This is a genomic window from Streptomyces sp. SAS_270 (assembly GCF_052543295.1).
Map to the genome: position 1 here is coordinate 1 of NZ_JBMNDS010000075.1, position 20,609 is coordinate 20,609.

Genomic DNA, 20,609 nt, shown 5'->3' on the forward strand with positions numbered 1-20,609 from the left:
TCTGCCCGGAGGTCGCCGAGCAGCAGGGCAAGGACGCCGAGACGCAGCACTCCATGGACGAGGAGCTCCAGCTCCTCACCGTCCACGGAGTGCTGCACCTCCTCGGCTACGACCACGAGGAGCCCGACGAGAAGGCCGAGATGTTCGGCCTGCAGGCCGCCATCGTGGACGGCTGGCGCGCGGAGAAGGGCCTCACCGGCCCGTCCCCGGCGCCGACCGTGTCATGAGCGCCCAGATCGTCGTAGGTGCCATAGCACTGGTCGTCGTCGCCTGGCTCGCCGCCTGCGCGGAGGCGGGCCTCGCGCGCGTCTCCAGCTTCCGGGCCGAGGAGGCCGTGCGGTCCGGGCGGCGCGGCAGCGCGAAGCTCGCCCAGGTCGCCGCCGACCCGACCCGCTATCTGAACGTGGCGCTGCTGGTGCGCGTCGCCTGCGAGATGGCGGCCGCCGCGCTCGTCACCTACGAGTGCCTGCAGGAGTTCGACCGGACCTGGCAGGCCCTCGCGGTCGCCATCGGCGTGATGGTCCTCGTCTCGTACGTCGCCGTCGGCGTCTCCCCGCGCACCATCGGCCGCCAGCACCCGATGAACACGGCGACGGCGGCCGCGTACGTCCTGCTGCCGCTCGCGCGCGTGATGGGCCCGATCCCGCCCCTGCTGATCCTCATCGGCAACGCGCTCACCCCCGGCAAGGGCTTCCGCCGCGGCCCCTTCGCCTCCGAGGCCGAGCTGCGCGCGCTGGTCGACCTCGCCGAGAAGGAGTCCCTCATCGAGGACGAGGAGCGCCGCATGGTGCACTCCGTCTTCGAGCTGGGCGACACCCTCGTACGCGAGGTGATGGTCCCGCGTACCGACCTCATCGTCATCGAGCGGTTCAAGACCATCAGGCAGGCGCTGACGCTCGCGCTCAGGTCGGGCTTCTCCCGCATCCCCGTCACCGGGGAGAACGAGGACGACGTCGTCGGGATCGTCTATCTGAAGGACCTGGCCCGCAAGACGCACATCAGCCGGGACGCCGAGAGCGAGCTGGTGTCGACGGCCATGCGGCCCGCCGCCTTCGTGCCCGACACGAAGAACGCCGGCGACCTGCTGCGCGAGATGCAGCAGGACCGCAACCACGTCGCCGTCGTCATCGACGAGTACGGCGGCACGGCCGGCATCGTCACCATCGAGGACATCCTCGAGGAGATCGTCGGCGAGATCACCGACGAGTACGACCGCGAACTCCCGCCGGTCGCCGACCTCGGCGACAACCGCTACCGGGTGACCGCCCGCCTCGACATCGGCGACCTCGGCGAGCTGTACGGCTTCGAGGCGTACGACGACGAGGACGTGGAGACCGTCGGCGGACTGCTCGCCAAGGCCCTCGGACGCGTCCCGATCGCCGGAGCCTCCGCGCTGGTCGAACTGCCCGACGGGCAGGAGCTGCGGCTGACGGCGGAGACCGCGGCCGGCCGCCGGAACAAGATCGTGACCGTGCTCGTCGAGCCGCTGGGCCCGGTGGAGCCGCCCGAGGAGGAGAAGCCGGAGTGACCCCGCAGGAGCTGCGCACGTTCTGCCTGTCCTTCAACGAGACCGTCGAGGACTTCCCCTTCCGGCCGGAGGTCTCGGTCTTCAAGGTCCTGGGCAAGCTCTTCGCGCTCACCACGCTGGACGCGCGCCCGCTCACGGTCAACCTGAAGTGCGATCCGGAGGACGCGGTCAGGCTCCGCGAGGAGTACCCGGGGCTGATCATCCCCGGGTACCACATGAACAAGCGGCACTGGAACACGGTGAGGGTCGACGGCGAACTCCCGGACCGGGTGGTCCGGGAGCTCGTCGAGGACTCCTACGACCTGGTCGTCGCCGGTCTGCCGAGGGCTCAGCGCCTCCGCCTCGACCGGCCCTGACTATGCTCTGGGCATGACCGACAGCAGCGCGCTCGACCCCGAGGACCGCAAGATCGTGACCCTGGCCCGTTCCGCGCGGGCCCGCAACGGGGTGCCCGAGGGGGCGGCCGTACGCGATGAGACGGGGCGTACGTATGTCGCCGGGACGGTTTCGCTGGAGTCGTTGCAACTGAGTGCGTTGCGGACGGCTGTTGCCATGGCGGTGGCTTCGGGGGCGAAGTCGCTTGAGGCGGCGGCTGTGGTGACCGGGGCGGAGGGTGTCTCCGTGGAGGATCTTGCCGCTGTGCGGGACCTTGGCGGGGTCGGGACGCCGGTGCTTGTCGCCGGGCCCGACGGGGCGGTGCGGGTGACGGTCGCCGCGGGCTGAGTTTTTCGCCCCCTCCGCCCCTTCCCTTCCCGTTGTTCTGGGGGCTTCGCCCCCTTTCCCCCCTGTCGCGCTTCGCGCTCGTCCTCAAACGACGGACGGGCTGAAAGACCTCGCTCGTCCTCGAATGGTCGGCCGGAATTCAACCTTGTTGTTTTGCGGCTCTCGCGTGTCAATGGAACCGCAAGTTCCGACGGACCGTCAGATTCCGTGTCGGGCAGTGTGTTCGCACCCACCTGCCACGCGGGGTTCGTCGGTGTGTATCTCCCGTCCATCCCCACATGGCAGTTCCCAGATACGGGAAGGGAGCCTCACCCCATGAGAGGCAAGCGAATCGGAACAGGTGCGGCCGTGCTGATCGGGACCCTCGCGGTCTCCGGGCTCGCGCTCGCGCCCACCGCCGTCGCCGTCACCCCACAGACGGCGACGATCACCGCCGACTGCGGAAGCTTCGGCGGCGGCGAGGCCACACTCACCGCCACCCAGGACGGCACCGCGGCCACCGTCACGGTCACGTCGTCCGCGATCACCGCGCCCATCGCCCTGGCGCAGGACTCGATCAGCTCCACCCTCACGCTGGTGAAGGCGAGCGGTGGCACCACCGCCTTCAGCGGCACGAAGAACCCGGCCATGGCGGCCGGTGACAGCGTCACGGTCGGACCGCTCGACGGCACCGTGGCCTCCGGGGACAGCCTGGAGGCCTACGGCGGTTCACTGCAGATGACCGTCCTCGGCTTCACCATCACCTGTACGGCGACCGGGCCGCAGGCCCCGGGACCGTTCGTGTTCGACTGAGCAGCGCGCCCGTCGAGCGCGGTCCTCGCCCTCAGAGGGCGTCGGGGCCGCGCTCCCCGGTGCGTACCCGCACCACGGTCTCCACCGGCAGCGCCCACACCTTCCCGTCGCCGATCTTCCCCGTCCGCGCGGCCTTGACGATCGCGTCGATGACGGTGTCCGAGTCGGCGTCGTCGACGACGACCTCGATGCGGACCTTGGGCACGAGGTCGACCTGGTACTCGGCGCCGCGGTACACCTCGGTGTGGCCGCGCTGACGCCCGTACCCGCTGGCCTCGGTCACGGTCAGGCCGTGCACCCCGATTTCCTGGAGCGCGTTCTTGACCTCGTCGAGGCGGTACGGCTTGACGATCGCGGTGATGAGCTTCATGCCTGGGTCTTGACCTTCTGAGTGGCGGTGGCGGACGCGGAGACCGGGGCGCCATGGCCCAGGACCCCGTGATCGTAAGCCGTCTCGGCGTGCACCGTAAGGTCCAGACCCGTGTGCTCGTGGTCCGCGTCCGCCCGCAGGCCCATGACCTTGTCGAGCAGTTTCCCGATGCCGTACGTGACGGTGAAGGCGTACGCCCCGACGGCCAGGACGGCGACCAGCTGCTTGCCGAGCTGGCCGAGCCCGCCGCCGTAGAACAGTCCCTCCGCGCCGCCGGTCATCTCGGCGGTCGCGAACAGGCCGATCAGGAGCGTGCCGATGATTCCGCCGACCAGGTGGACGCCGACGACGTCCAGCGAGTCGTCGTAGTTCAGCCTGAACTTCCAGCTCACGGCGTACGAGCAGACCACGCCGGCGGCGAGGCCGACGACCAGCGCCCCGACGAGGGAGACCGAGCCGCAGGACGGGGTGATGGCGACCAGGCCCGCGACCGCGCCGGAGGCGGCGCCCAGGGTCGTCGGGTGGCCGTCGCGCCGCTGCTCCACGAAGAGCCAGCCGAGCAGGCCGGTGCAGCCGGCGGCGAGCGTGTTGAGGAAGGCGGCCGCGGCCAGGCCGTTGGCGCCCAGGGCCGAGCCCGCGTTGAAGCCGAACCAGCCGAACCACAGCAGGCCCGCGCCCAGCATCACCATCGGTAGGTTGTGCGGGCGCATGGCGTCCTTCTTGAAGCCCAGCCGCGGGCCCAGGACCAGGCACAACGCCAGTCCGGAGGCGCCCGAGGTGATTTCGACCGGCAGGCCGCCCGCGAAGTCCAGCCCGCCGAGCTTCTCCAGGATCCAGCCACCGGGGCCCCACACCCAGTGCGCGACGGGAACGTATACGAGCAGCGCCCAGAGCGGCACGAAGACCAGCCACGCCCCGAACTTCGCCCGGTCGGCGATCGCGCCGCTGATCAACGCGGCCGTGATGATCGCGAAGGTCAGCTGGAAGGTGGCGAACAGGAGCGTGGGGACCGTGCCGTGGACGCTGTCCGGGCCGAGGCCCGCCATTCCGGCGTGGCCGAGGCCGCCGATCAGCCCGCCGAACGCGTCGTCGCCGAACGCGAGGGAGTAGCCGGCGAGCAGCCACACCACCGTGACCAGCGCGATCGACACGAAGCTCATCATCAGCATGTTGAGGACGCTCTTCGTGCGGACCATGCCGCCGTAGAAGAGGGCGAGGCCCGGGGTCATCAACAGGACGAGCGCGGTGGCGGTGAGCAGCCAGGCGGTGTCACCGGTGTCCAGGTGCGCGGCGGCGAGGGGCACGGTTGTCTCCAACGGTGTGGGGGCTCGTCAGAGGGTCACCGGTGCGCGTTTCCGGCTGTGCACGGGCGCGTTTCGGGCGTGTTTCGTGTTGCGCGGGGGTTTCCGGAAGCTCACCGGGCACGGTCGGGTGCCCGTACGGGGCCTCGGCGTGCGGCGGGTGCCTGTGGATCAGGGACAATGGGCGCCATGAGCGTTCGTACCCCGTCATCCGAGCCGTCGGAGCCCTCCGGAGCTCCCCATCGCGCCGGCTTCGCCTGCTTCGTGGGCCGCCCCAACGCGGGCAAGTCCACCCTCACGAACGCTCTGGTCGGGCAGAAGGTCGCGATCACCGCGGACCAGCCGCAGACCACGCGGCACACCGTGCGGGGCATCGTGCACCGGCCCGACGCCCAGCTGATCCTGGTCGACACCCCCGGGCTGCACAAGCCGCGCACGCTGCTCGGTCAGCGGCTCAACGACATCGTGCGGACCACCTGGGCCGAGGTCGACGTCATCGGGTTCTGCCTGCCCGCGAACGAGAAGCTCGGTCCCGGTGACCGGTTCATCGCGAAGGAGCTGGCGTCGATCAAGAAGACGCCGAAGATCGCGATCGTCACTAAGACCGACCTCGTCGAGAGCAAGGCGCTCGCCGAGCAGCTCATCGCGATCGACCAGCTCGGCAAGGAGCTGGGGTTCGAGTGGGCGGAGATCGTGCCCGTGTCGGCGGTCGGCGACCAGCAGATCGGCCTGCTCGCGGACCTGATCGTGCCGTTGCTCCCGGAGGGGCCGGCGCTCTATCCCGAGGGTGACCTCACCGACGAGCCCGAGCAGGTCATGATCGCGGAGCTCATCCGCGAGGCCGCGCTGGAGGGCGTGCGGGACGAGCTGCCGCACTCCATCGCCGTGGTCGTCGAGGAGATGCTGCCCCGCGAGGACCGGCCCGCGGACCGGCCGCTGCTCGACATCCACGCGTTCGTCTACATCGAGCGGCCCAGCCAGAAGGGCATCATCATCGGCCCCAAGGGCAAGCGCCTGAAGGACGTCGGCATCAAGTCCCGCAAACAGATCGAGGCGTTGCTGGGCACGCCGGTCTTCCTGGATCTTCATGTGAAGGTCGCGAAGGACTGGCAGCGGGATCCCCGGCAGTTGCGGAAGCTGGGGTTCTAGGCACCCCTCGGGGGCGGGCGCTCAGCCCCGGCTGCTTTCGCTCGGTGTCAGGTCCTGCAGGCCCACCACCCGGAGCAGTTGCAGGCGTTCGTACGACTCGGTGCCCGGGCGGGCCGTGTGGATGATCAGCAGCTGGTGGTGCTCGTCGCTGAGCAGGACCTCGCAGTCCAGCTCCAGCAGGCCGACCAGGGGGTGCTGGAAGCGCTTCGTCGACGCGCGGCGCACCGCCACCTCGTGGTCGTCCCACAGGCGCGCGAACTCCTCGCTTCCCGCGCGTAGTTCGGCCACGAGTGCGGCCGGCTCCGGGTCGTCGGGGCGGGCCGCCGCCACCGCCCGCAGGTTCGCGGCATGGGCGCGCGCGTGCGCCGGGAAGTCCTCCGGCGGGATGAGGTCACGCGCGGCCGGGTCCAGGAAGAAGCGGCGGACCAGGTTGCGCTCCCGTGGCGGACGGGCGGACACGTCCCCGCTCAGCGCCCTCGACATCGCGTTCTGCGCCAGTACGTCACCGCAGTCGCTCACCACCATCGCCGGGGTGTCGTGCAGCCGGTCCAGGACCAGCAGCAGACCGGGGCGCACATGCGCGGACGTGCTCCCGCGGCGCGGTGGCTCCTCGCCCGCCAAGTGGAACAGATGGTCCAGTTCGTCGTCCGTCAGGCGCAGGGCGCGGGCCAGCGCCGTCAGCATCTGGCGGGACGGGCGCGGGCCACGGGACTGTTCCAGGCGGGTGTAGTAGTCCACGGACATGCCGGCCAGCTGCGCCACCTCCTCGCGGCGCAGGCCGGGCGTGCGGCGCCGGGCGCCGGGCGCCAACCCCACGTCGGAGGGGTCCAGGCGGGCACGGCCACGGCGCAGGAAGTCGGCGAGTTCGGCTCGGTTCACCCCTCCAGGCTGCGGCAACCGGCCCGCGTTATCCAGGGACTGCCGGTCCCCTGATCGACGGGTCTCTCCCGGTCGCCCCCGCTCGGTCCGAGAGTGGTGGCACCGGACCGAGAGGAACAGGGGAACAGATCATGCTGACACTGGTGACGGGTACGACGGGACAGGTCGGCCGCCGCTTCGTACCGAGGCTGCTGGCGCAGTCCCGGCCCGGAGAACAGGTGCGGGTGCTGGTGCGGGACGCGGCGCGCGGGGAGCGGTTCGCGGAGCTGGGCGCCGAGGTCGTCGTCGGCGATCTGCGGGACGCGGAGGCGCTCGGCAAAGCGGTGGCCGGGGCGGACGCGGTCGTGAACGTCGCGGCGGCCTTCCGCGGGGTGCCGGACGAGGAGGCGCGGGCCGTCAACCGGGACGCGGCCGTGGAGCTCGGGCGGGCGGCGCTGGCTGCCGGTGTGCGGAGGTTCGTGCAGCTCAGCACGGGGCTGGTGTACGGCGCCGGACGGGGCCGCCCGCTGACCGAGGACGACGAGAGCCGGCCCGGCGGGACGATGTGGGGCGCCTACACCGAGTCCAAGGTCGCGGCCGAGCGGGAACTGCTGGCCCTGGAGGGCCTGGACGTGCGCGTCGGGCGGCTCCCCTTCGTCTATGGAGAGGGCGATCCGCACCTCGCCCAGTCCCTGATGTGGGCCCGGAGCTGGGCGGCCGCCCAACGGCTGCACATGGGCCATCACGCGGACGTCGCCCAGGCGCTGCTGCGCATCCTGCACGCGCCGGGAATCGGCGGACGGATCTACAACATCGCCGACGACGCCCCTGTCACGGCGGTCGAGCTGCACCAGCTCAACGGCGTCGAGGTCCCCGACGACCTGTACACCCGCACCGATCCCGACCCGTGGACCGGGATCTTCTCCACCGGGCGCATCCGCCGCGAACTCGGCTACCGCCCGCTGTACCCCAGCGTCTACGCGGCCCGGGACGCCGGCGCCCTGTGAGAGCCCGTGCCCTCACTCCACCCCTCTGATCCGCCGCACCAGCAGGGCCCCCGCCAGCCCGATCACGGCCGCCACCAGATACAGCACCCGGTAGCCGCCCAGATACGTGACGATCGGTGCCGCCAGGGCGGGGGCGGCGACCTGGGGCAGGGCGTTGGCGACGTTGATGACGCCGAGGTCCTTGCCGCGGTCCACGGCCTTCGGCAGGACGTCCGTCATCAGGGCGAAGTCGACGGACGTGAAGACGCCGAAGCCGACGCCCAGCACCGCCGCCGCGACGAGCGCGCCCGCCCAGGTCTGCCACCCGGCGAGGGCGGCCGTGGCGAGGGCCATCAGCACGCCGGACCAGATCACGAACGGTTTGCGGCGCCCGACCCGGTCCGACCAGGCACCGCCGACCACGACCGTCGCGAGGAGCGTCACACCGTTGACCGCGGTGAGGATGAGGACGCCCTGCTCCGGGTCGTGGTGGTGCAGGCGGTCCCGCAGGTAGTAGAGCAGGTAGAGCAGCACGAGCGCGTTGCTCAGGTTGATCAGGAAGCGGGTCAGCCAGGCCCAGCCGAGGTCGGGGTGGCGGCGGGGGCTCAGCCAGAAACCGGCGAGGAAGTCCCGCCAGGACCAGGGCGGCCGCGCGGACACCGGCAGCCGCAGATCCTCGTACTTCAGCACGTACGGCAGCACACCGACGAGCGTGAACACCGCGCACGCCGCGTAGCCCGCCCCGACGCCCCCGGCCGCGGTCGCAAGGCCCGTGCCGCCGACCACGCCCAGGATCTGCGCGGCCCCCAACCAGCCGCCCACGGAGCCTCGTTGGAGCCTCGGCACCCGGTCCGGGACGGCTGCCGTGACCGCGGCGAAGGCGGCGTTCAGTGTCAGCTGGACCAGGCACCAGCCCAGCGCCATCGTCCACACCCCGCCCGCCCCCGCGAGCAGCAGCAGGGCCAGCGCCCCGCTTGCCGTCCCGGCCACGATCCAGGGCGTACGGCGGCCGCGGCGGGCCGTCGTACGGTCGGACAGGGCGCCGAAGACCGGGTTGGCGACCAGGGAGACGAGCGCGCCCGCGCCGGTGACCCAGGCGAGCATCGTCTCCTTGGACATGCCGGTGCCCGGCGCGAAGTCCTCGGCCTGGGAGGCGAGCAGGATCTGCAGCGGGCCGTACCAGCCCACCCAGATCGCCCCGTTGGCGAGCGACAGGGCCGAGGTCCAGCCGCGGCCGACGCGCTCCACGGGCTCGGCGAGCGCGTCCGGTCCCGGCGCCGCCGACGGCTCCCGCGAGGTCGCGGTCATCTCTGCGCCCGCAGCACGTCCCGCAGCCAGCCGTACGACGCCTTCGGGGTCCGCTCCAGCGTGTCGGGATGCTCGAAGTCCACGTGCACGAGGCCGAAGCGGCGGGCGTATCCCTCCGCCCACTCGAAGTTGTCCAGCAGCGACCACACGAAGTAGCCGCGTACGTCGACGCCGGCCTCCGACGCCCGGTGCAGCGCGCGGATGTGGCCGTCCAGGTAGGCGATCCGGTCCTGGTCGTCGATGCCCTCGTAGGAGCAGCCGTTCTCGGTGATGACGATCGGCGGGAGCCGGTCGGCGTAGCGGCCCCGGAAGCCGGTGAGCAGTTCCGTCAGCCCCTCCGGGACCACGGGCCAGCCGAAGTCGGTGACCGGCACCCCCTCGATCTCCCTTACGGAGAAGGGGAGTTCTGCGGGGAGGGTGAGTCCGCCGAACTCGATCTCGGAGCCCTGCGGGGCGCCCACCCGGGTCGGCGCGTAGTAGTTGATGCCGTACCAGTCCAGCGGTTCCCCGATGACCTTGAGGTCGGCCTCGACGTCGCCCGGCATCAACTCGCCGATGCCCTCCGGGTACTGGCCGAGCAGGACGGGGTCGGCGAACAGGCGGTTCAGCAGGACGTCGTAGAACTCGGCCGCCTCCAGGTCCGCCGGTTCCTGTGACGCCGGCCAGGTCGGCCCGTGCGAGTTGGCGATCCCGATGTCCGTCGCCCCGGCGGCGCGCAGGGCCCGTACCGCCAGGCCGTGGGCGAGGAGTTGGTGGTGGGCGACCGGCAGCGCGTCGAAGAGCAGCTGCTTGCCGGGGGCGTGGGCGCCGAGCGCATGGCCGAGCAGGGTGTGCTCGGCGGGCTCGTTGAGGGTGATCCACTTGCCGACGCGGTCGCCGAGCCGGGCGGCGACGACGCTCACGTACTCTGCGAAACGGGAGGCCGTGTCCCGCTCCAGCCAGTCGAGCGTGACCGGCAGGTCCCAGTGGAAGAGCGTCGGCACGGGACGGATGCCCGCGCCGCACAGCTCGTCCACCAGCCGGTCGTAGAAGTCGAGGCCGCCGGGGGAGTTCACCCGGGGCCAGGAGATCGAGAAGCGGTAGGCGTCCACGCCGAGGTCGGCGAGGAGCGCGACGTCCTCGGGGTAGCGGTGGTAGTGGTCGCAGGCCACCGCCGCGGTGGTGCCGTCCTTCACCCGCCCTTCCTGGGCGGTGAAGGCATCCCAGACGGAGGGCTCGCGTTCGTCCGAGGCCCCCTCGATCTGGTGAGCCGAGGTGGACACGCCCCAGAGGAAGCCGGACGGGAACTGCGGGAGGGGGTTCGTCGCCATGCGCGCGATCATCCGTACCGCCGGTAACAGAAGTCAACGCCCGGGCGTGAAGTGCGAGTTACGGGTCTCGGGGGTGCGCACGCGCAGGGGTGGTTCTCCTGTCCCGCGGCTGCGGGCCGCATGTGGCTGGTCGCGCCCACGCGGCGGAGCCGCATATTGACACAGTCCCGCGCCCCTGACGGGCGCTTCTCCCCGCGTATCGCTCCTAGGCGCCCTCCTTCAGCACCCTCGAGATCAGCTTGCGCTGCTCCTCCGTCAGGCGTGGATCCGCGCAGTACACCGTCTTTCCGTTGACGGTGATCCGGTAGCTGAAGCCGTCCGGTACGCCGACCGGGGGCGTGCCCCGGCCGGCGGCTACCGCCCGCTCGGCCAGGGCCTGCCACTCATGGGCGTCGGGCCGTCCCGAGGTCTCCACCTCGGCATGACGCTCGATACCCGCGAACCCGCCTGTCCGCCTCACCTGGATACGCATGGGTCCTGTCTAGTACGAGACGGGCGGCGGTGCTACGCCGACGGGACGCCGACCTGCTCCCACGCCTTCAGGACGCTCTGCAGCTCCTCGCCCTCGCCGTACCGGCTGCGTGCCTGCGCGACCGTCAGCTTGGCGAAGTCCGAGAAGCTCGCCTGGGACTGGAGCGCGCCGCCGGTGAGGACGTCGTACCAGATCTGTCCGGCCCGCTCCCAGGCGTTGCCGCCGAGCGCGTCGGCGACGAGGTAGAACGCGTGGTTGGGGATGCCGGAGTTGATGTGGACGCCGCCGTTGTCGCGGCCGGTCTTCACGTACCCCTCCATCGTCGCGGGCTGCGGGTCCTTGCCGAGCACGTCGTCGTCGTACGCCGTGCCCGGCTCCTTCATGGAGCGCAGCGCCGTTCCGGTGACGCGCGGGGCGAGCAGGCCCGCGCCGATCAGCCAGTCGGCCTCGGCGGCGCTCTGGCCGAGCGTGTACTGCTTGATGAGCGAGCCGAAGACGTCCGACATCGACTCGTTGAGGGCGCCGGGCTGGCCGAAGTAGGTGAGGTTCGCCGTGTACTGCGTGACGCCGTGGGTGAGTTCGTGGCCGATGACGTCGACCGGGATGGTGAAGTCGAGGAAGATCTCGCCGTCCCCGTCGCCGAACACCATCTGCTCGCCGTTCCAGAACGCGTTGTTGTAGTCCCGGTCGTAGTGCACGGTCGCGTTCAGCGGCAGGCCCTCGCCGTTGATCGAGTTGCGGGTGTACGCCTTCAGGTACAGCTCGAAGGTCGCGCCGAGGCCCGCGTAGGCGCGGTTGACGGTGGCGTCCTTGCCGGGCTTGTCGCTCTCGCCGCGGACCTTCTTGCCCGGTAGGTCCTGGTGGTGCTTGGCGTCGTAGATCGTGCGCAGCGGCTTGTCCTCGGCGGCCTCCTTCGGCGGGGCCACGGTGGGCGCGCCGATCACCGTGGTCAGGCGGCGGTGGGTGCGCTCGAAGGCGTCGCGCTCCAGGGTGCGGCGCGCGGGACCGGCGAGCGCGGGGTCCTCGTGCTGGGCCAGCTTGTCGAGGACATGCGGTGGAACGATGGTGCAGAAGACGGGCTCGAAGCCCCCGTTGGTCGTCATGCCCGGCACCCTTGCACTGGGTTATGACTCTGTCACTACCTGCAACCATGATTGGTGAAATACGGTGATAAGGAGCCTTGGAGTCCGCTCTCAAGTGGTATAGCGCACTTTTTGCCCCGCTATGCGCCGGCGGTCCCGCATACTGATACAGCCCCCCGTAGGGAGCGCGGCTCGGCTACTCTGCTGAGCATCATGCGTTTCGGGCTGCTTCTCCTTAGCTGCCGCGGCGAGGGCCTGTAGTCGAGGCCGACCCCCTCCCCGCGGAGTCTGGCGTTGCGCCGTCGGCCGTCCTTCCGGACATCCTGAGGAGCCCACGCATCATGGCGAACAGCCAGAACCGCCAGCAGCCGACGTCCATGCCGATCCACAAGTACCGCCCGTACGACCAGGTCGACATCGCCGACCGTACGTGGCCGGAGCAGCGGATCACCGCCGCCCCCCGCTGGCTCTCCACCGACCTGCGTGACGGCAACCAGGCCCTGATCGACCCCATGTCGCCCGCCCGCAAGCGCGAGATGTTCGACCTGCTGGTGAAGATGGGCTACAAGGAGATCGAGGTCGGGTTCCCCGCCTCCGGTCAGACGGACTTCGACTTCGTCCGCTCGATCATCGAGGACGAGACCGCGATCCCGGACGACGTCACGATCTCCGTACTGACCCAGGCCCGCGAGGACCTGATCGAGCGGACCGTGGAGTCCCTGGTCGGCGCCAAGCGCGCGAACGTCCACCTGTACAACGCGACGGCGCCGGTCTTCCGCCGGGTCGTCTTCCGCGGCTCCAAGGACCAGATCAAGCAGATCGCCGTCGACGGCACCCGGCTGGTCATGGAGTACGCCGAGAAGCTGCTGGACGAGCGGACGACGTTCGGTTACCAGTACAGCCCTGAGATCTTCACCGACACCGAGATCGACTTCGCCCTGGAGGTCTGCGAGGCGGTCATGGACGTCTGGCAGCCCGGCCCGGGCCGCGAGATCATCCTCAACCTGCCCGCCACGGTGGAGCGTTCGACGCCCTCCACGCACGCGGACCGCTTCGAGTGGATGTCGCGCAACCTGTCCCGCCGCGAGTACGTCTGCCTGTCGGTCCACCCGCACAACGACCGCGGTACGGCCGTCGCCGCCGCCGAGCTGGCCCTGATGGCCGGCGCCGACCGCATCGAGGGCTGCCTGTTCGGCCAGGGCGAGCGCACCGGCAACGTCGACCTGGTCACCCTGGGCATGAACCTGTTCTCGCAGGGCGTCGACCCGCAGATCGACTTCTCGAACATCGACGAGGTCCGCCGCACCGCCGAGTACTGCAACCAGATGGAGGTCCACCCCCGTCACCCGTACGTGGGCGACCTGGTCTACACGTCCTTCTCCGGCTCCCACCAGGACGCCATCAAGAAGGGCTTCGACGCGATGGAGGCCGACGCCAAGGCCAAGGGCGTCACCGTCGACGACATCGAGTGGGCCGTCCCGTACCTGCCGATCGACCCGAAGGACGTCGGCCGCTCCTACGAGGCCGTCATCCGGGTCAACTCGCAGTCCGGCAAGGGCGGTATCGCGTACGTCCTGAAGAACGACCACAAGCTGGACCTGCCGCGCCGGATGCAGATCGAGTTCTCGAAGATCATCCAGGCGAAGACGGACGCCGAGGGCGGCGAGGTCACGCCGAAGGACATCTGGGCGGCCTTCCAGGACGAGTACCTGCCCAACCCTGAGAACCCGTGGGGCCGTATCCAGGTCAAGAACGGCCAGTCCACGACCGACAAGGACGGCGTGGACACGCTGACCGTGGAGGCCGAGGTCGACGGCGTCGAGACCACCCTGGTCGGCACGGGCAACGGTCCGATCTCCGCGTTCTTCCACGCGCTGCAAGGTATTGGTATCGACGCCCGCCTCCTTGACTACCAGGAGCACACGATGAGCGAGGGCGCCTCGGCGCAGGCCGCCTCGTACATCGAATGCGCGATCGACGGACAGGTTCTGTGGGGAATCGGCATCGACGCGAATACGACACGTGCCTCGCTGAAGGCCGTCGTCTCCGCCGTCAACCGCGCGGCGCGCTGACGAGCCTGACCGGCATCTTTGTGGCCCCGTCCGCCTTTCGAGGCGGGCGGGGCCCCGTCGTTTACCGGCCAATCCGCGGAGATGTCACGGAGAGGTCTCGCCCGAGGTACTGACTCCGCATCGACAATGTGGCTAACATCACGCCAACGCGGCGATGTTGCCGCGGGGTTACGGAGGTGCGACGTGCTGCCAGGATGGGGACGAAAAGGTCGTGTTGTCCGTGTTGGTCACATGACCCGCATCCTAGGCACCCGCACCGCGTGGACCGCCGTCGGTGACGGCGAGTTCTTCTGCCCCGGATGCGGGGGCGACCGCAACTATCAGCGCCTCACCGGCCGTCGGCGCTTCACCCTCCTCGGCGTCCCGGTCCTGCCGCGCGGCGAGAGCGGACCCGTCGTCGAATGCGCGGCCTGCCGCCACCACTACGGCGCCGACGTCCTCGACCACCCCACCACCACCCGCTTCTCCGCGATGCTCCGCGACGCCGTGCACACCGTCGCCCTCGCCGTGCTCGCCGCGGGCGGCACCTGCTCCCGCACCTCCCTCGAAACCGCCGCCGCCACCGTCCGCTCAGCCGGCTTCGACGACTGCACCGAGGACCAGCTCAGCGCCCTCGTCGACGCCCTCGCCGCCGACACCGGCCGTATCTTCGGCGAGCCCTGCGGCGCGGGACTCGCCATAGAGCTCCACGAGGCACTGGACCCGCTGGCCCCGCACCTCGCCCCGGTCGGCAGGGAGGCCATCCTGCTCCAGGGCGCTCGCATCGCACTCGCGGACGGGCCGTACACCCCCGCCGAGCGGGACGTCCTCAGCACCGTCGGCTCGGCGCTGACGATCTGCTCGGACGACGTGACCCGGCTGCTGGCGGCGGCACGCACGCCCTCGTGACCACCCCGGCACGGCCTCGTCCCGAGGGGTCCCGCTACTCCTGCGCCGTACTCCCCGGGGAGTAGTCAGGCCGCTTCGCCGCCCCTGGCAGTAGCCCCGAACTCGCCCTCCCGCGCGACGAATCCCCTCCCGTGCGCCGGGAGTCTGGTCATGTCCAGACACCCGTCCAGGAGGGGGGCCCGGCATGGGGCCAGGCAAGACGACAACGACGCGGACCCGGCGACGAGCCGTGCCCTGGCTGCTGCTCGGGCTCTGGGTGGCCGTCCTGGCCGCCGTCGGGCCGTTCGCGTCGAAGCTCGCCGACGTACAGCACGACCGGGCCGTGGACTACCTGCCCGCGAGCGCGGACTCCACCCAAGTGGCCAGGATCGAGGACCAGTTGCCCGGGGGAGAGACCACCGAGCTCGTCCTCGTCTACCACCGCGACGGCGGCCTCAGCAGCGCCGACCGCGCGACGGCCGCCCGGCAGATCGCCGAGATCGGCCGCGAGAACCGGCTCACAGGGACCCCGCACGGCGTGCCCTCCCGGGACGGGACCACGCTGATGTACCCGGTCAGCAGCTCGGCCCCCGGCACCGACGAGAAGCTCCGGGACGACTTCGTCCACGGCGTACGCGACGTGGCCCGCGGCGGGGACGGGCTCGGCGTCGACGTCGGCGGACAGGGCGCGCTGGCCACCGACGCCGCCGAGGTCTACGACTCGCTCGGCGGACCGCTGCTCTACACCACCGTCGCCGTGGTCGCCGTCCTGCTGATCCTCATCTACCGCAGCCCGCTGCTGTGGCTCGTGCCGCTCGCCGTCGCGGGCGTCGCCGACTACCTCTCGATGGGCGTCGCCTACGGACTCCACCAGGCCTTCGGCACCGCCGTCACCGGCCAGAGCCAGGGCGTGATGACGATCCTCGTCTTCGGCGCGGGCACCGACTACGCGCTGCTGCTCATCTCCCGCTACCGCGAGGAACTGCGGCGCGTCGAGCGGCCCTACGACGCGATGCGGGCCGCCCTGCGCGGCTGCGGGCCCGCCGTGCTCGCCTCCTCCGGGACCGTGGCCGCCGGACTGCTCTGCCTGCTCGCCGCCGACCTCAACAGCAGCCGCGGCATGGGCCCGATGGGCACCGTGGGCGTCCTGTGCGCCCTCGCCGCCATGCTGACCCTGCTGCCCGCCGTCCTGGTGCTGTTCGGCCGCCGCCTGTTCTGGCCCCTCATTCCGGCCTTCGGGAGCGAGCCCAAGCAGCGGCGCAGCCTCTTCTCGGCGATGGGCAGCTCCGCCGGACGCCGCCCCTACGCCGTCCTCGCGGGCGGAGTCGTCCTGCTCGGCGCCCTCGCGCTCGGCATGTTCAACCTGCCCGGCGCGCTCAAGCAGCAGGACTCCTTCGTCGACAGGCCCGACTCGGTCGCCGCCATGGAGACCCTCGCCAGGACCTACCCCGAGCGCGGCACCCAGCCGATCACCGTCATCACCCCGACCGCACGGGCCGCCGCCACCCTCGCCAAGGTGCGCAGCGAGCCCGGCGTCGCCGGTGCCGAGCGCGGACGCAGCGGCAGGGGCTGGACGGAGATCTCCGTCACCGCCGACGGCGCACCCGAGTCGGCCGCCGAGACCGCCACCATCAAGTCCCTGCGCCACGACCTCGAGAACTCCTACGTCGGCGGCCCGAGCGCCCAGCAGATCGATCTGAAGGACACCAACGCGCGCGACCGGCTCATCGTCGTACCGATCGTCCTGGTGTCCGTGCTGCTGATCCTGATGGTGCTGCTGCGCAGTCTCGTCGCGCCCCTGCTGCTCCTCGTCGCCGTCGTCGCGGTGTGGGGCGCGGCCCTCGGCATCGGGGGGCTGGTCTTCGGTCCGCTCCTCGGCTTCGAGGGCACCGATCCGGCGCTGGGGCTGCTGTCCTTCGTCTTCCTCGTCGCCCTCGGTGTCGACTACGGGATCTTCCTCATGCACCGGATGCGAGAGGAGTCGGTGCGGGGCGCGGAGCCGGTCGCCGCCGCGCTCACCGCACTGCGGACCACCGGCGGAGTCATCGCCTCCGCCGGGCTCGTCCTCGCGGCGACCTTCGCCGTGCTGACCAACATGGGGCTGGTCGCGCTCGTCGAACTGGGCTTCGTGATCGCGGTCGGGGTGCTGCTGGACACCTTCCTGGTCCGTACGTACCTGGTGACCAGCGCGAGTGTGGCGCTGCGGCGCAAGGTGTGGTGGCCGGGGCCGCTGTCCCGGGCTCCCGCGCCGCAGGCCGGGCCGCGGCAGCAGGAACCCGTCGCCGCCGGCCGAGGGTGATCACCATCGGGACGCGTACGAAGGAGGCGCCCCTCTCCCGGGAGGGGCGCCCCCTGACGGAAGATGAACCGGTGCAGGCATCCCTTCCAGTCACCGCCCCCACCACGGCCCCGCGGCCCCGCGCGGGCGAACGGATCATGGCGGTGGTCAACCGCGATCCCCGTACGGCCCCGCACGCCACCCGCAACGACGCGCTGCTGGCGCTGGCGCTCGCCGTCGTCGCCACGGCCGTCGCCCTGCTCACCGACCCCGGCCGCCGCCCCGACGCGCTCGGCTGGGTCCTGCTGCTCGCCGCCCCCGTACCCCTGGTGTGGCGGCGGCGGCGCCCGCTGCTGGTGCTGGCCGCCGTGGCCGCGCTGGTCGCGCCGTACCACGCCCTCGACAACAACCACCTCGCAACGACCCCGGCCACGTACGTCGCGCTCTACACGGTCGCCGTCACCGGGCGCCCCCTGCGCACGATCCTGACCGGCGTCCTGGTCGTCGGCCTCTCCACGAGCGTCATGCTCACCGTCAGCGCCCATCAGGCCATCGAAGTGCTGAGGGTCTCCGGCTGGGTCATCGCCGTGCTCTTCTGCGGCGTCGACGTGCGCTTCTACCGCCAGTACGTCGCCTCGGTCCTCGAACGTGCCGAGCGCGCCGAACGCACCCGCGAGGAGGAGGCCAGGCGCCGCGTCGCCGAGGAGCGGCTGCGTATCGCGCGGGATCTGCACGATCTGCTCGCGCACAGCATCACCCTCATCGGCGTCCAGACCTCGGTGGCCGCGCACGTGCTGGCCGCGGACCCCGAACGGCTCGACCGGGAGGCCGTCGCCAAGTCCCTGGACGACATCGCGGAGACCTGCCGCAGCGCGCGCGGCGAGCTGCGGACCACGCTGGAGGTGCTGCGCGAGCACACCGCCGGCGCGGGCGACGGACGCGGCCCGCTGCCGGGCCTCGACGGCCTGTCCGACCTCGCCGAGGCGGCCCGGCTCGCGGGCGCGAAGGTCGACCTCTCGGCAGAGGGCGAGGGGGCGCCGCCCGCCGTGGGCGCGGCCGCCTACCGGATCGTGCAGGAGGCGCTCACCAATGCCGTACGGCACGGCGGGCGCGACGATCTGACCGTGCGGGTACGGGTGTTCGAGGGTGAGGGCGCTCTCCGGGTGACCGTCAGCGACGACGGGGCGGGCTGCACGGGGGACGGCGGCACGCCCGGCTTCGGGCTCGTCGGCATGCGCGAGCGGGCCCGCAGCGTGGGCGGCACACTGGACGCCGGTCCGGCGCCGGGCAAGGGGTTCGAGGTGAGCGCCGTGCTGCCGATGCGCAGGGCCGAGGCCTGGAGCGCCGGAGAGGGAGAGACTCGATGACCGCCGTACGCGTACGTCCCCGGAGAACCGCTTCATGACCATCCGCGTACTCCTCGCCGACGACCAGACCCTCGTGCGGGCCGCCTTCGCGATGCTCGTCGAGTCGGCACCGGACATGGAGGTCGTCGGACAGGCCGGCACCGGCCGGGAAGCCGTCGAACTGGCCCGCGGCTCGCGCGCCGACCTGGTCGTCATGGACATCCGCATGCCCGACCTCGACGGCATCGAGGCGACCCGGCTCATCGCGGCCGACGAGGACCTCGCGGGCGTGAAGGTGCTCGTCCTGACGACGTACGACACCGACGAGCACATCGTGGAGGCCCTGCGGGCGGGCGCCTCCGGGTTCCTGGTGAAGGACACGAAACCGGCCGAACTCCTCGACGCCATCCGCACGGTCACCGCGGGCGACGCCCTGCTCTCGCCCGGTCCGACCGCCCGGCTGATCGCCCGCTTCCTGCGCAGCCCCGCAGCGGCCGCCGTGCCCGCGACGGGCGGCCCCGAATGCCTCTCCGACCGGGAGCGCCAGGTGCTGACCCTCGTCGCCCGCGGCCTCACCAACACGGAGACGGCCGAGGCGCTGGGGCTCAGCCCCCTCACCGCGAAGACCCACGTCAGCCGCATCATGGGCAAGCTCGGCGCGCGGGACCGGGCGCAGCTGGTGATCGTGGCGTACGAGTCGGGGCTGGTCACTCCCGGCACCGGCTGAACCGGCGTCCCTCCAACACGCCGAGGGCGCACGGGTGTTGCCCTCCTCCGCCCGGCACACTAGGTTCACCCGGACATCCCACGTCCTATGTCCCGTGTCGCATGTCCTCGTGAACCCAGGGAGAGCCATGCCGGTGTCGAGCCGCAGGTCCGCGTTCATGGTGGTCACGGGGCTGCTCGGAGCACTGGCGGTCACGGGTGCCGGGGGCGGGAGCGCGGCGGCGGCCCCGTCGTCGTCCGGGCGGCCCTGTGTCTCCTCGGTGCCGTACACGGCGGGCCAGGACGGCTACGACACCTACCGGATCCCGGCCGCGGTCACGACCCGCGCGGGCACGCTGCTCGCGTTCGCCGAGGGGCGGCACAACAGCGCGGGCGACACCGGGAACATCGACGTCGTGCTCAGACGCTCCCACGACCGCGGCTGCACCTGGACCCCGCTCCAGGTCGTCGCCTCCGGGGGCGGCGACACCCGGGGCAACCCCGCGCCGGTCGTCGAGCCGAGGACCGGCCGGATCGTGCTCGTCACGTCCTACAACAGCGGTGCAGTGAGCGAGGCGCAGATCATGCGCGGCGAGGTCACCGCCGAGCAGAGCCGCCGTGTCTTCGTGCAGACCAGCCGGGACGACGGGCGGCACTTCTCCGCTCCGCGGGACATCACGGCGCAGGCGAAGCGGCCGAACTGGCGCTGGTACGCCACCGGCCCCGGGCACGCCCTCGCCCTGACGCGCGGCCCGCACACCGGGCGGCTCGTCGTTCCGTCCAACCACTCCGCCGCCCCGCCGCCGGGTTCCGCCGACACCGGGCAGGAAGCCAAGTACTACGGCGCCCACGCCCTTCTCAGCGACGACGGCGGCGTCACCTGGCGGACGGGGTTCGTCGACGACTCCTACGACGGGGTCTACAACGCCAACGAGAGCAGCGTCGCCGAACTGCCCGGCGGGCGGCTGTACTTCAGTGCCCGGGACCAGAACGGGGCGGGTGCGGGCAATCGGTTGGACACCTACTCCGGCGACGGCGGCGAGTCGCTGGACCGCCCCTACGCGGCCCAGCACTCCCTGGACGACGTGCCCGTCGTCCAGGGCAGCGTGCTCCAACTCCGGGGCCCTGGTGCCCCGTTGCTCTTCTCCGGGCCCTCCGTGCCTACGGTCCGCCAGGCGATGGCGGTCTGGGGCAGCACGGACGGCGGGGCCACCTTCACGAAGCTGGTGACCCTCTCGCAGCAGCGGGCCGCGTACTCCGACCTCGTGCCGCTCGGGGGCGGCGGGGTGGGCCTTCTCTACGAGACGGGCACGGCGGGGCCGTACGAGACGATCGAGTTCCGGTGGCTGGGCGGCTAGGTGTTTTCTTCGCCCCCTCCGCCCCTACCCGTCCCGTCACCCGGGGCTCCGCCCCTGGACCCCCGCTCCTCAAACGCCGGAGGGGCTAGGAATAGCCCGTCCGG

At 71.5% G+C, this 20,609-nt stretch carries 20 protein-coding genes; 13 read left to right on the forward strand and 7 right to left on the reverse strand.

The window, feature by feature from the left end:
• From ybeY to ACN6LB_RS35530, 5 genes are all read left to right on the forward strand, one after another.
• Nucleotides 1-227: rRNA maturation RNase YbeY (gene ybeY / locus ACN6LB_RS35510; protein WP_445029438.1), on the forward strand; the 227-nt coding region annotated here is incomplete at its 5' end.
• Complete coding sequence (locus tag ACN6LB_RS35515) at nucleotides 224-1,528, forward strand: hemolysin family protein (RefSeq protein WP_445029439.1); 1,305 nt, start codon at nucleotides 224-226, stop codon at nucleotides 1,526-1,528. The genes ybeY and ACN6LB_RS35515, both read left to right, overlap by 4 nt.
• A complete protein-coding gene (locus tag ACN6LB_RS35520; RefSeq protein ID WP_445029440.1) occupies nucleotides 1,525-1,884 on the forward strand; it encodes an MmcQ/YjbR family DNA-binding protein in 360 nt (119 codons plus the stop codon). The genes ACN6LB_RS35515 and ACN6LB_RS35520 overlap by 4 nt, the downstream gene beginning before the upstream one ends.
• A gap of 13 nt (nucleotides 1,885-1,897) precedes the next feature.
• Entirely contained in the window at nucleotides 1,898-2,251 is a 354-nt protein-coding gene (locus ACN6LB_RS35525; protein WP_356143398.1) for a cytidine deaminase, read from the forward strand.
• A 315-nt stretch (nucleotides 2,252-2,566) separates the two neighbouring features.
• Nucleotides 2,567-3,043: a hypothetical protein gene (locus ACN6LB_RS35530; RefSeq protein ID WP_356143396.1), complete on the forward strand. Its 477-nt coding sequence runs from the start codon at nucleotides 2,567-2,569 to the stop codon at nucleotides 3,041-3,043.
• A 31-nt stretch (nucleotides 3,044-3,074) separates the two neighbouring features.
• Here ACN6LB_RS35530 and ACN6LB_RS35535 read toward each other — a convergent pair whose 3' ends face one another.
• Both ACN6LB_RS35535 and ACN6LB_RS35540 read right to left on the reverse strand, forming a co-directional pair.
• Entirely contained in the window at nucleotides 3,075-3,413 is a 339-nt protein-coding gene (locus ACN6LB_RS35535) for a P-II family nitrogen regulator (protein WP_356143394.1), read from the reverse strand.
• The gene (locus tag ACN6LB_RS35540) at nucleotides 3,410-4,729 is read right to left on the reverse strand and encodes an ammonium transporter (protein ID WP_445029441.1); all 1,320 of its coding nucleotides are present in this window, start codon (nucleotides 4,727-4,729) and stop codon (nucleotides 3,410-3,412) included. The genes ACN6LB_RS35535 and ACN6LB_RS35540 overlap by 4 nt, the downstream gene beginning before the upstream one ends.
• Before the next feature lie 165 nt (nucleotides 4,730-4,894).
• On the opposite strand from ACN6LB_RS35540, the gene era reads away from it, so the two are divergent.
• A complete protein-coding gene (era, locus tag ACN6LB_RS35545) occupies nucleotides 4,895-5,863 on the forward strand; it encodes a GTPase Era (RefSeq protein WP_356143390.1) in 969 nt (322 codons plus the stop codon).
• 21 nt (nucleotides 5,864-5,884) lie between these two features.
• On the opposite strand, the gene ACN6LB_RS35550 is transcribed toward era, so the two are convergent.
• Nucleotides 5,885-6,742, reverse strand: coding sequence for a helix-turn-helix transcriptional regulator (locus ACN6LB_RS35550; RefSeq protein WP_445029442.1), 858 nt, complete (start codon nucleotides 6,740-6,742; stop codon nucleotides 5,885-5,887).
• 131 nt (nucleotides 6,743-6,873) lie between these two features.
• Here ACN6LB_RS35550 and ACN6LB_RS35555 point away from each other — a divergent pair, with 131 nt between their 5' ends.
• Nucleotides 6,874-7,728 (forward strand): NAD-dependent epimerase/dehydratase family protein, encoded by an 855-nt coding sequence (locus ACN6LB_RS35555; RefSeq protein WP_445029443.1) that lies wholly within the window; start codon nucleotides 6,874-6,876, stop codon nucleotides 7,726-7,728.
• A 12-nt stretch (nucleotides 7,729-7,740) separates the two neighbouring features.
• On the opposite strand, the gene ACN6LB_RS35560 is transcribed toward ACN6LB_RS35555, so the two are convergent.
• The 4 genes from ACN6LB_RS35560 to ACN6LB_RS35575 form a co-directional block, all read right to left on the reverse strand.
• Nucleotides 7,741-9,015 (reverse strand): MFS transporter, encoded by a 1,275-nt coding sequence (locus tag ACN6LB_RS35560; RefSeq protein WP_356143384.1) that lies wholly within the window; start codon nucleotides 9,013-9,015, stop codon nucleotides 7,741-7,743.
• Nucleotides 9,012-10,337, reverse strand: a complete 1,326-nt coding sequence (locus ACN6LB_RS35565; protein ID WP_445029444.1) for a GH1 family beta-glucosidase — start codon at nucleotides 10,335-10,337, stop codon at nucleotides 9,012-9,014. Before ACN6LB_RS35565 ends, ACN6LB_RS35560 begins: the two co-directional genes overlap by 4 nt.
• 193 nt (nucleotides 10,338-10,530) lie before the next feature.
• Nucleotides 10,531-10,797, reverse strand: a complete 267-nt coding sequence (locus ACN6LB_RS35570) for a protealysin inhibitor emfourin (protein ID WP_356148451.1) — start codon at nucleotides 10,795-10,797, stop codon at nucleotides 10,531-10,533.
• A 32-nt stretch (nucleotides 10,798-10,829) separates the two neighbouring features.
• A complete protein-coding gene (locus ACN6LB_RS35575; RefSeq protein WP_356148448.1) occupies nucleotides 10,830-11,900 on the reverse strand; it encodes a M4 family metallopeptidase in 1,071 nt (356 codons plus the stop codon).
• Nucleotides 11,901-12,220: 320 nt separating this feature from the next.
• Here ACN6LB_RS35575 and leuA point away from each other — a divergent pair, with 320 nt between their 5' ends.
• From leuA to ACN6LB_RS35605, 6 genes are all read left to right on the forward strand, one after another.
• Nucleotides 12,221-13,951 (forward strand): 2-isopropylmalate synthase, encoded by a 1,731-nt coding sequence (gene leuA, locus ACN6LB_RS35580; protein ID WP_445029445.1) that lies wholly within the window; start codon nucleotides 12,221-12,223, stop codon nucleotides 13,949-13,951.
• Between the two features lie 183 nt (nucleotides 13,952-14,134).
• Nucleotides 14,135-14,839, forward strand: a complete 705-nt coding sequence (locus tag ACN6LB_RS35585; protein WP_445029446.1) for a TerB family tellurite resistance protein — start codon at nucleotides 14,135-14,137, stop codon at nucleotides 14,837-14,839.
• Nucleotides 14,840-15,023: 184 nt separating this feature from the next.
• Nucleotides 15,024-17,117 (forward strand): MMPL family transporter, encoded by a 2,094-nt coding sequence (locus ACN6LB_RS35590; RefSeq protein WP_445029447.1) that lies wholly within the window; start codon nucleotides 15,024-15,026, stop codon nucleotides 17,115-17,117.
• Between the two features lie 137 nt (nucleotides 17,118-17,254).
• Entirely contained in the window at nucleotides 17,255-18,463 is a 1,209-nt protein-coding gene (locus tag ACN6LB_RS35595) for a sensor histidine kinase (protein ID WP_445029474.1), read from the forward strand.
• A 34-nt stretch (nucleotides 18,464-18,497) separates the two neighbouring features.
• Nucleotides 18,498-19,169, forward strand: coding sequence for a response regulator transcription factor (locus tag ACN6LB_RS35600; RefSeq protein ID WP_356148436.1), 672 nt, complete (start codon nucleotides 18,498-18,500; stop codon nucleotides 19,167-19,169).
• Between the two features lie 127 nt (nucleotides 19,170-19,296).
• A complete protein-coding gene (locus ACN6LB_RS35605; RefSeq protein WP_445029448.1) occupies nucleotides 19,297-20,505 on the forward strand; it encodes a sialidase family protein in 1,209 nt (402 codons plus the stop codon).
• Nucleotides 20,506-20,609 lie beyond the last annotated feature (104 nt).

Excerpts from the sequence above, each read along its gene's own strand:
- ACN6LB_RS35515 (WP_445029439.1), top strand. The coding sequence starts at position 224 with ATGAGCGCCCAGATCGTCGTAGGTGCCATAGCACTGGTCGTCGTCGCC.
- ACN6LB_RS35525 (WP_356143398.1), top strand. The coding sequence starts at position 1,898 with ATGACCGACAGCAGCGCGCTCGACCCCGAGGACCGCAAGATCGTGACC.
- ACN6LB_RS35530 (WP_356143396.1), top strand. The coding sequence starts at position 2,567 with ATGAGAGGCAAGCGAATCGGAACAGGTGCGGCCGTGCTGATCGGGACC.
- ACN6LB_RS35535 (WP_356143394.1), bottom strand. The coding sequence starts at position 3,413 with ATGAAGCTCATCACCGCGATCGTCAAGCCGTACCGCCTCGACGAGGTC.
- era (WP_356143390.1), top strand. The coding sequence starts at position 4,895 with ATGGGCGCCATGAGCGTTCGTACCCCGTCATCCGAGCCGTCGGAGCCC.
- ACN6LB_RS35555 (WP_445029443.1), top strand. The coding sequence starts at position 6,874 with ATGCTGACACTGGTGACGGGTACGACGGGACAGGTCGGCCGCCGCTTC.
- ACN6LB_RS35560 (WP_356143384.1), bottom strand. The coding sequence starts at position 9,015 with ATGACCGCGACCTCGCGGGAGCCGTCGGCGGCGCCGGGACCGGACGCG.
- ACN6LB_RS35565 (WP_445029444.1), bottom strand. The coding sequence starts at position 10,337 with ATGATCGCGCGCATGGCGACGAACCCCCTCCCGCAGTTCCCGTCCGGC.
- ACN6LB_RS35570 (WP_356148451.1), bottom strand. The coding sequence starts at position 10,797 with ATGCGTATCCAGGTGAGGCGGACAGGCGGGTTCGCGGGTATCGAGCGT.
- ACN6LB_RS35575 (WP_356148448.1), bottom strand. The coding sequence starts at position 11,900 with ATGACGACCAACGGGGGCTTCGAGCCCGTCTTCTGCACCATCGTTCCA.
- leuA (WP_445029445.1), top strand. The coding sequence starts at position 12,221 with ATGGCGAACAGCCAGAACCGCCAGCAGCCGACGTCCATGCCGATCCAC.
- ACN6LB_RS35590 (WP_445029447.1), top strand. The coding sequence starts at position 15,024 with ATGGGGCCAGGCAAGACGACAACGACGCGGACCCGGCGACGAGCCGTG.
- ACN6LB_RS35595 (WP_445029474.1), top strand. The coding sequence starts at position 17,255 with ATGGCGGTGGTCAACCGCGATCCCCGTACGGCCCCGCACGCCACCCGC.
- ACN6LB_RS35600 (WP_356148436.1), top strand. The coding sequence starts at position 18,498 with ATGACCATCCGCGTACTCCTCGCCGACGACCAGACCCTCGTGCGGGCC.
- ACN6LB_RS35605 (WP_445029448.1), top strand. The coding sequence starts at position 19,297 with ATGCCGGTGTCGAGCCGCAGGTCCGCGTTCATGGTGGTCACGGGGCTG.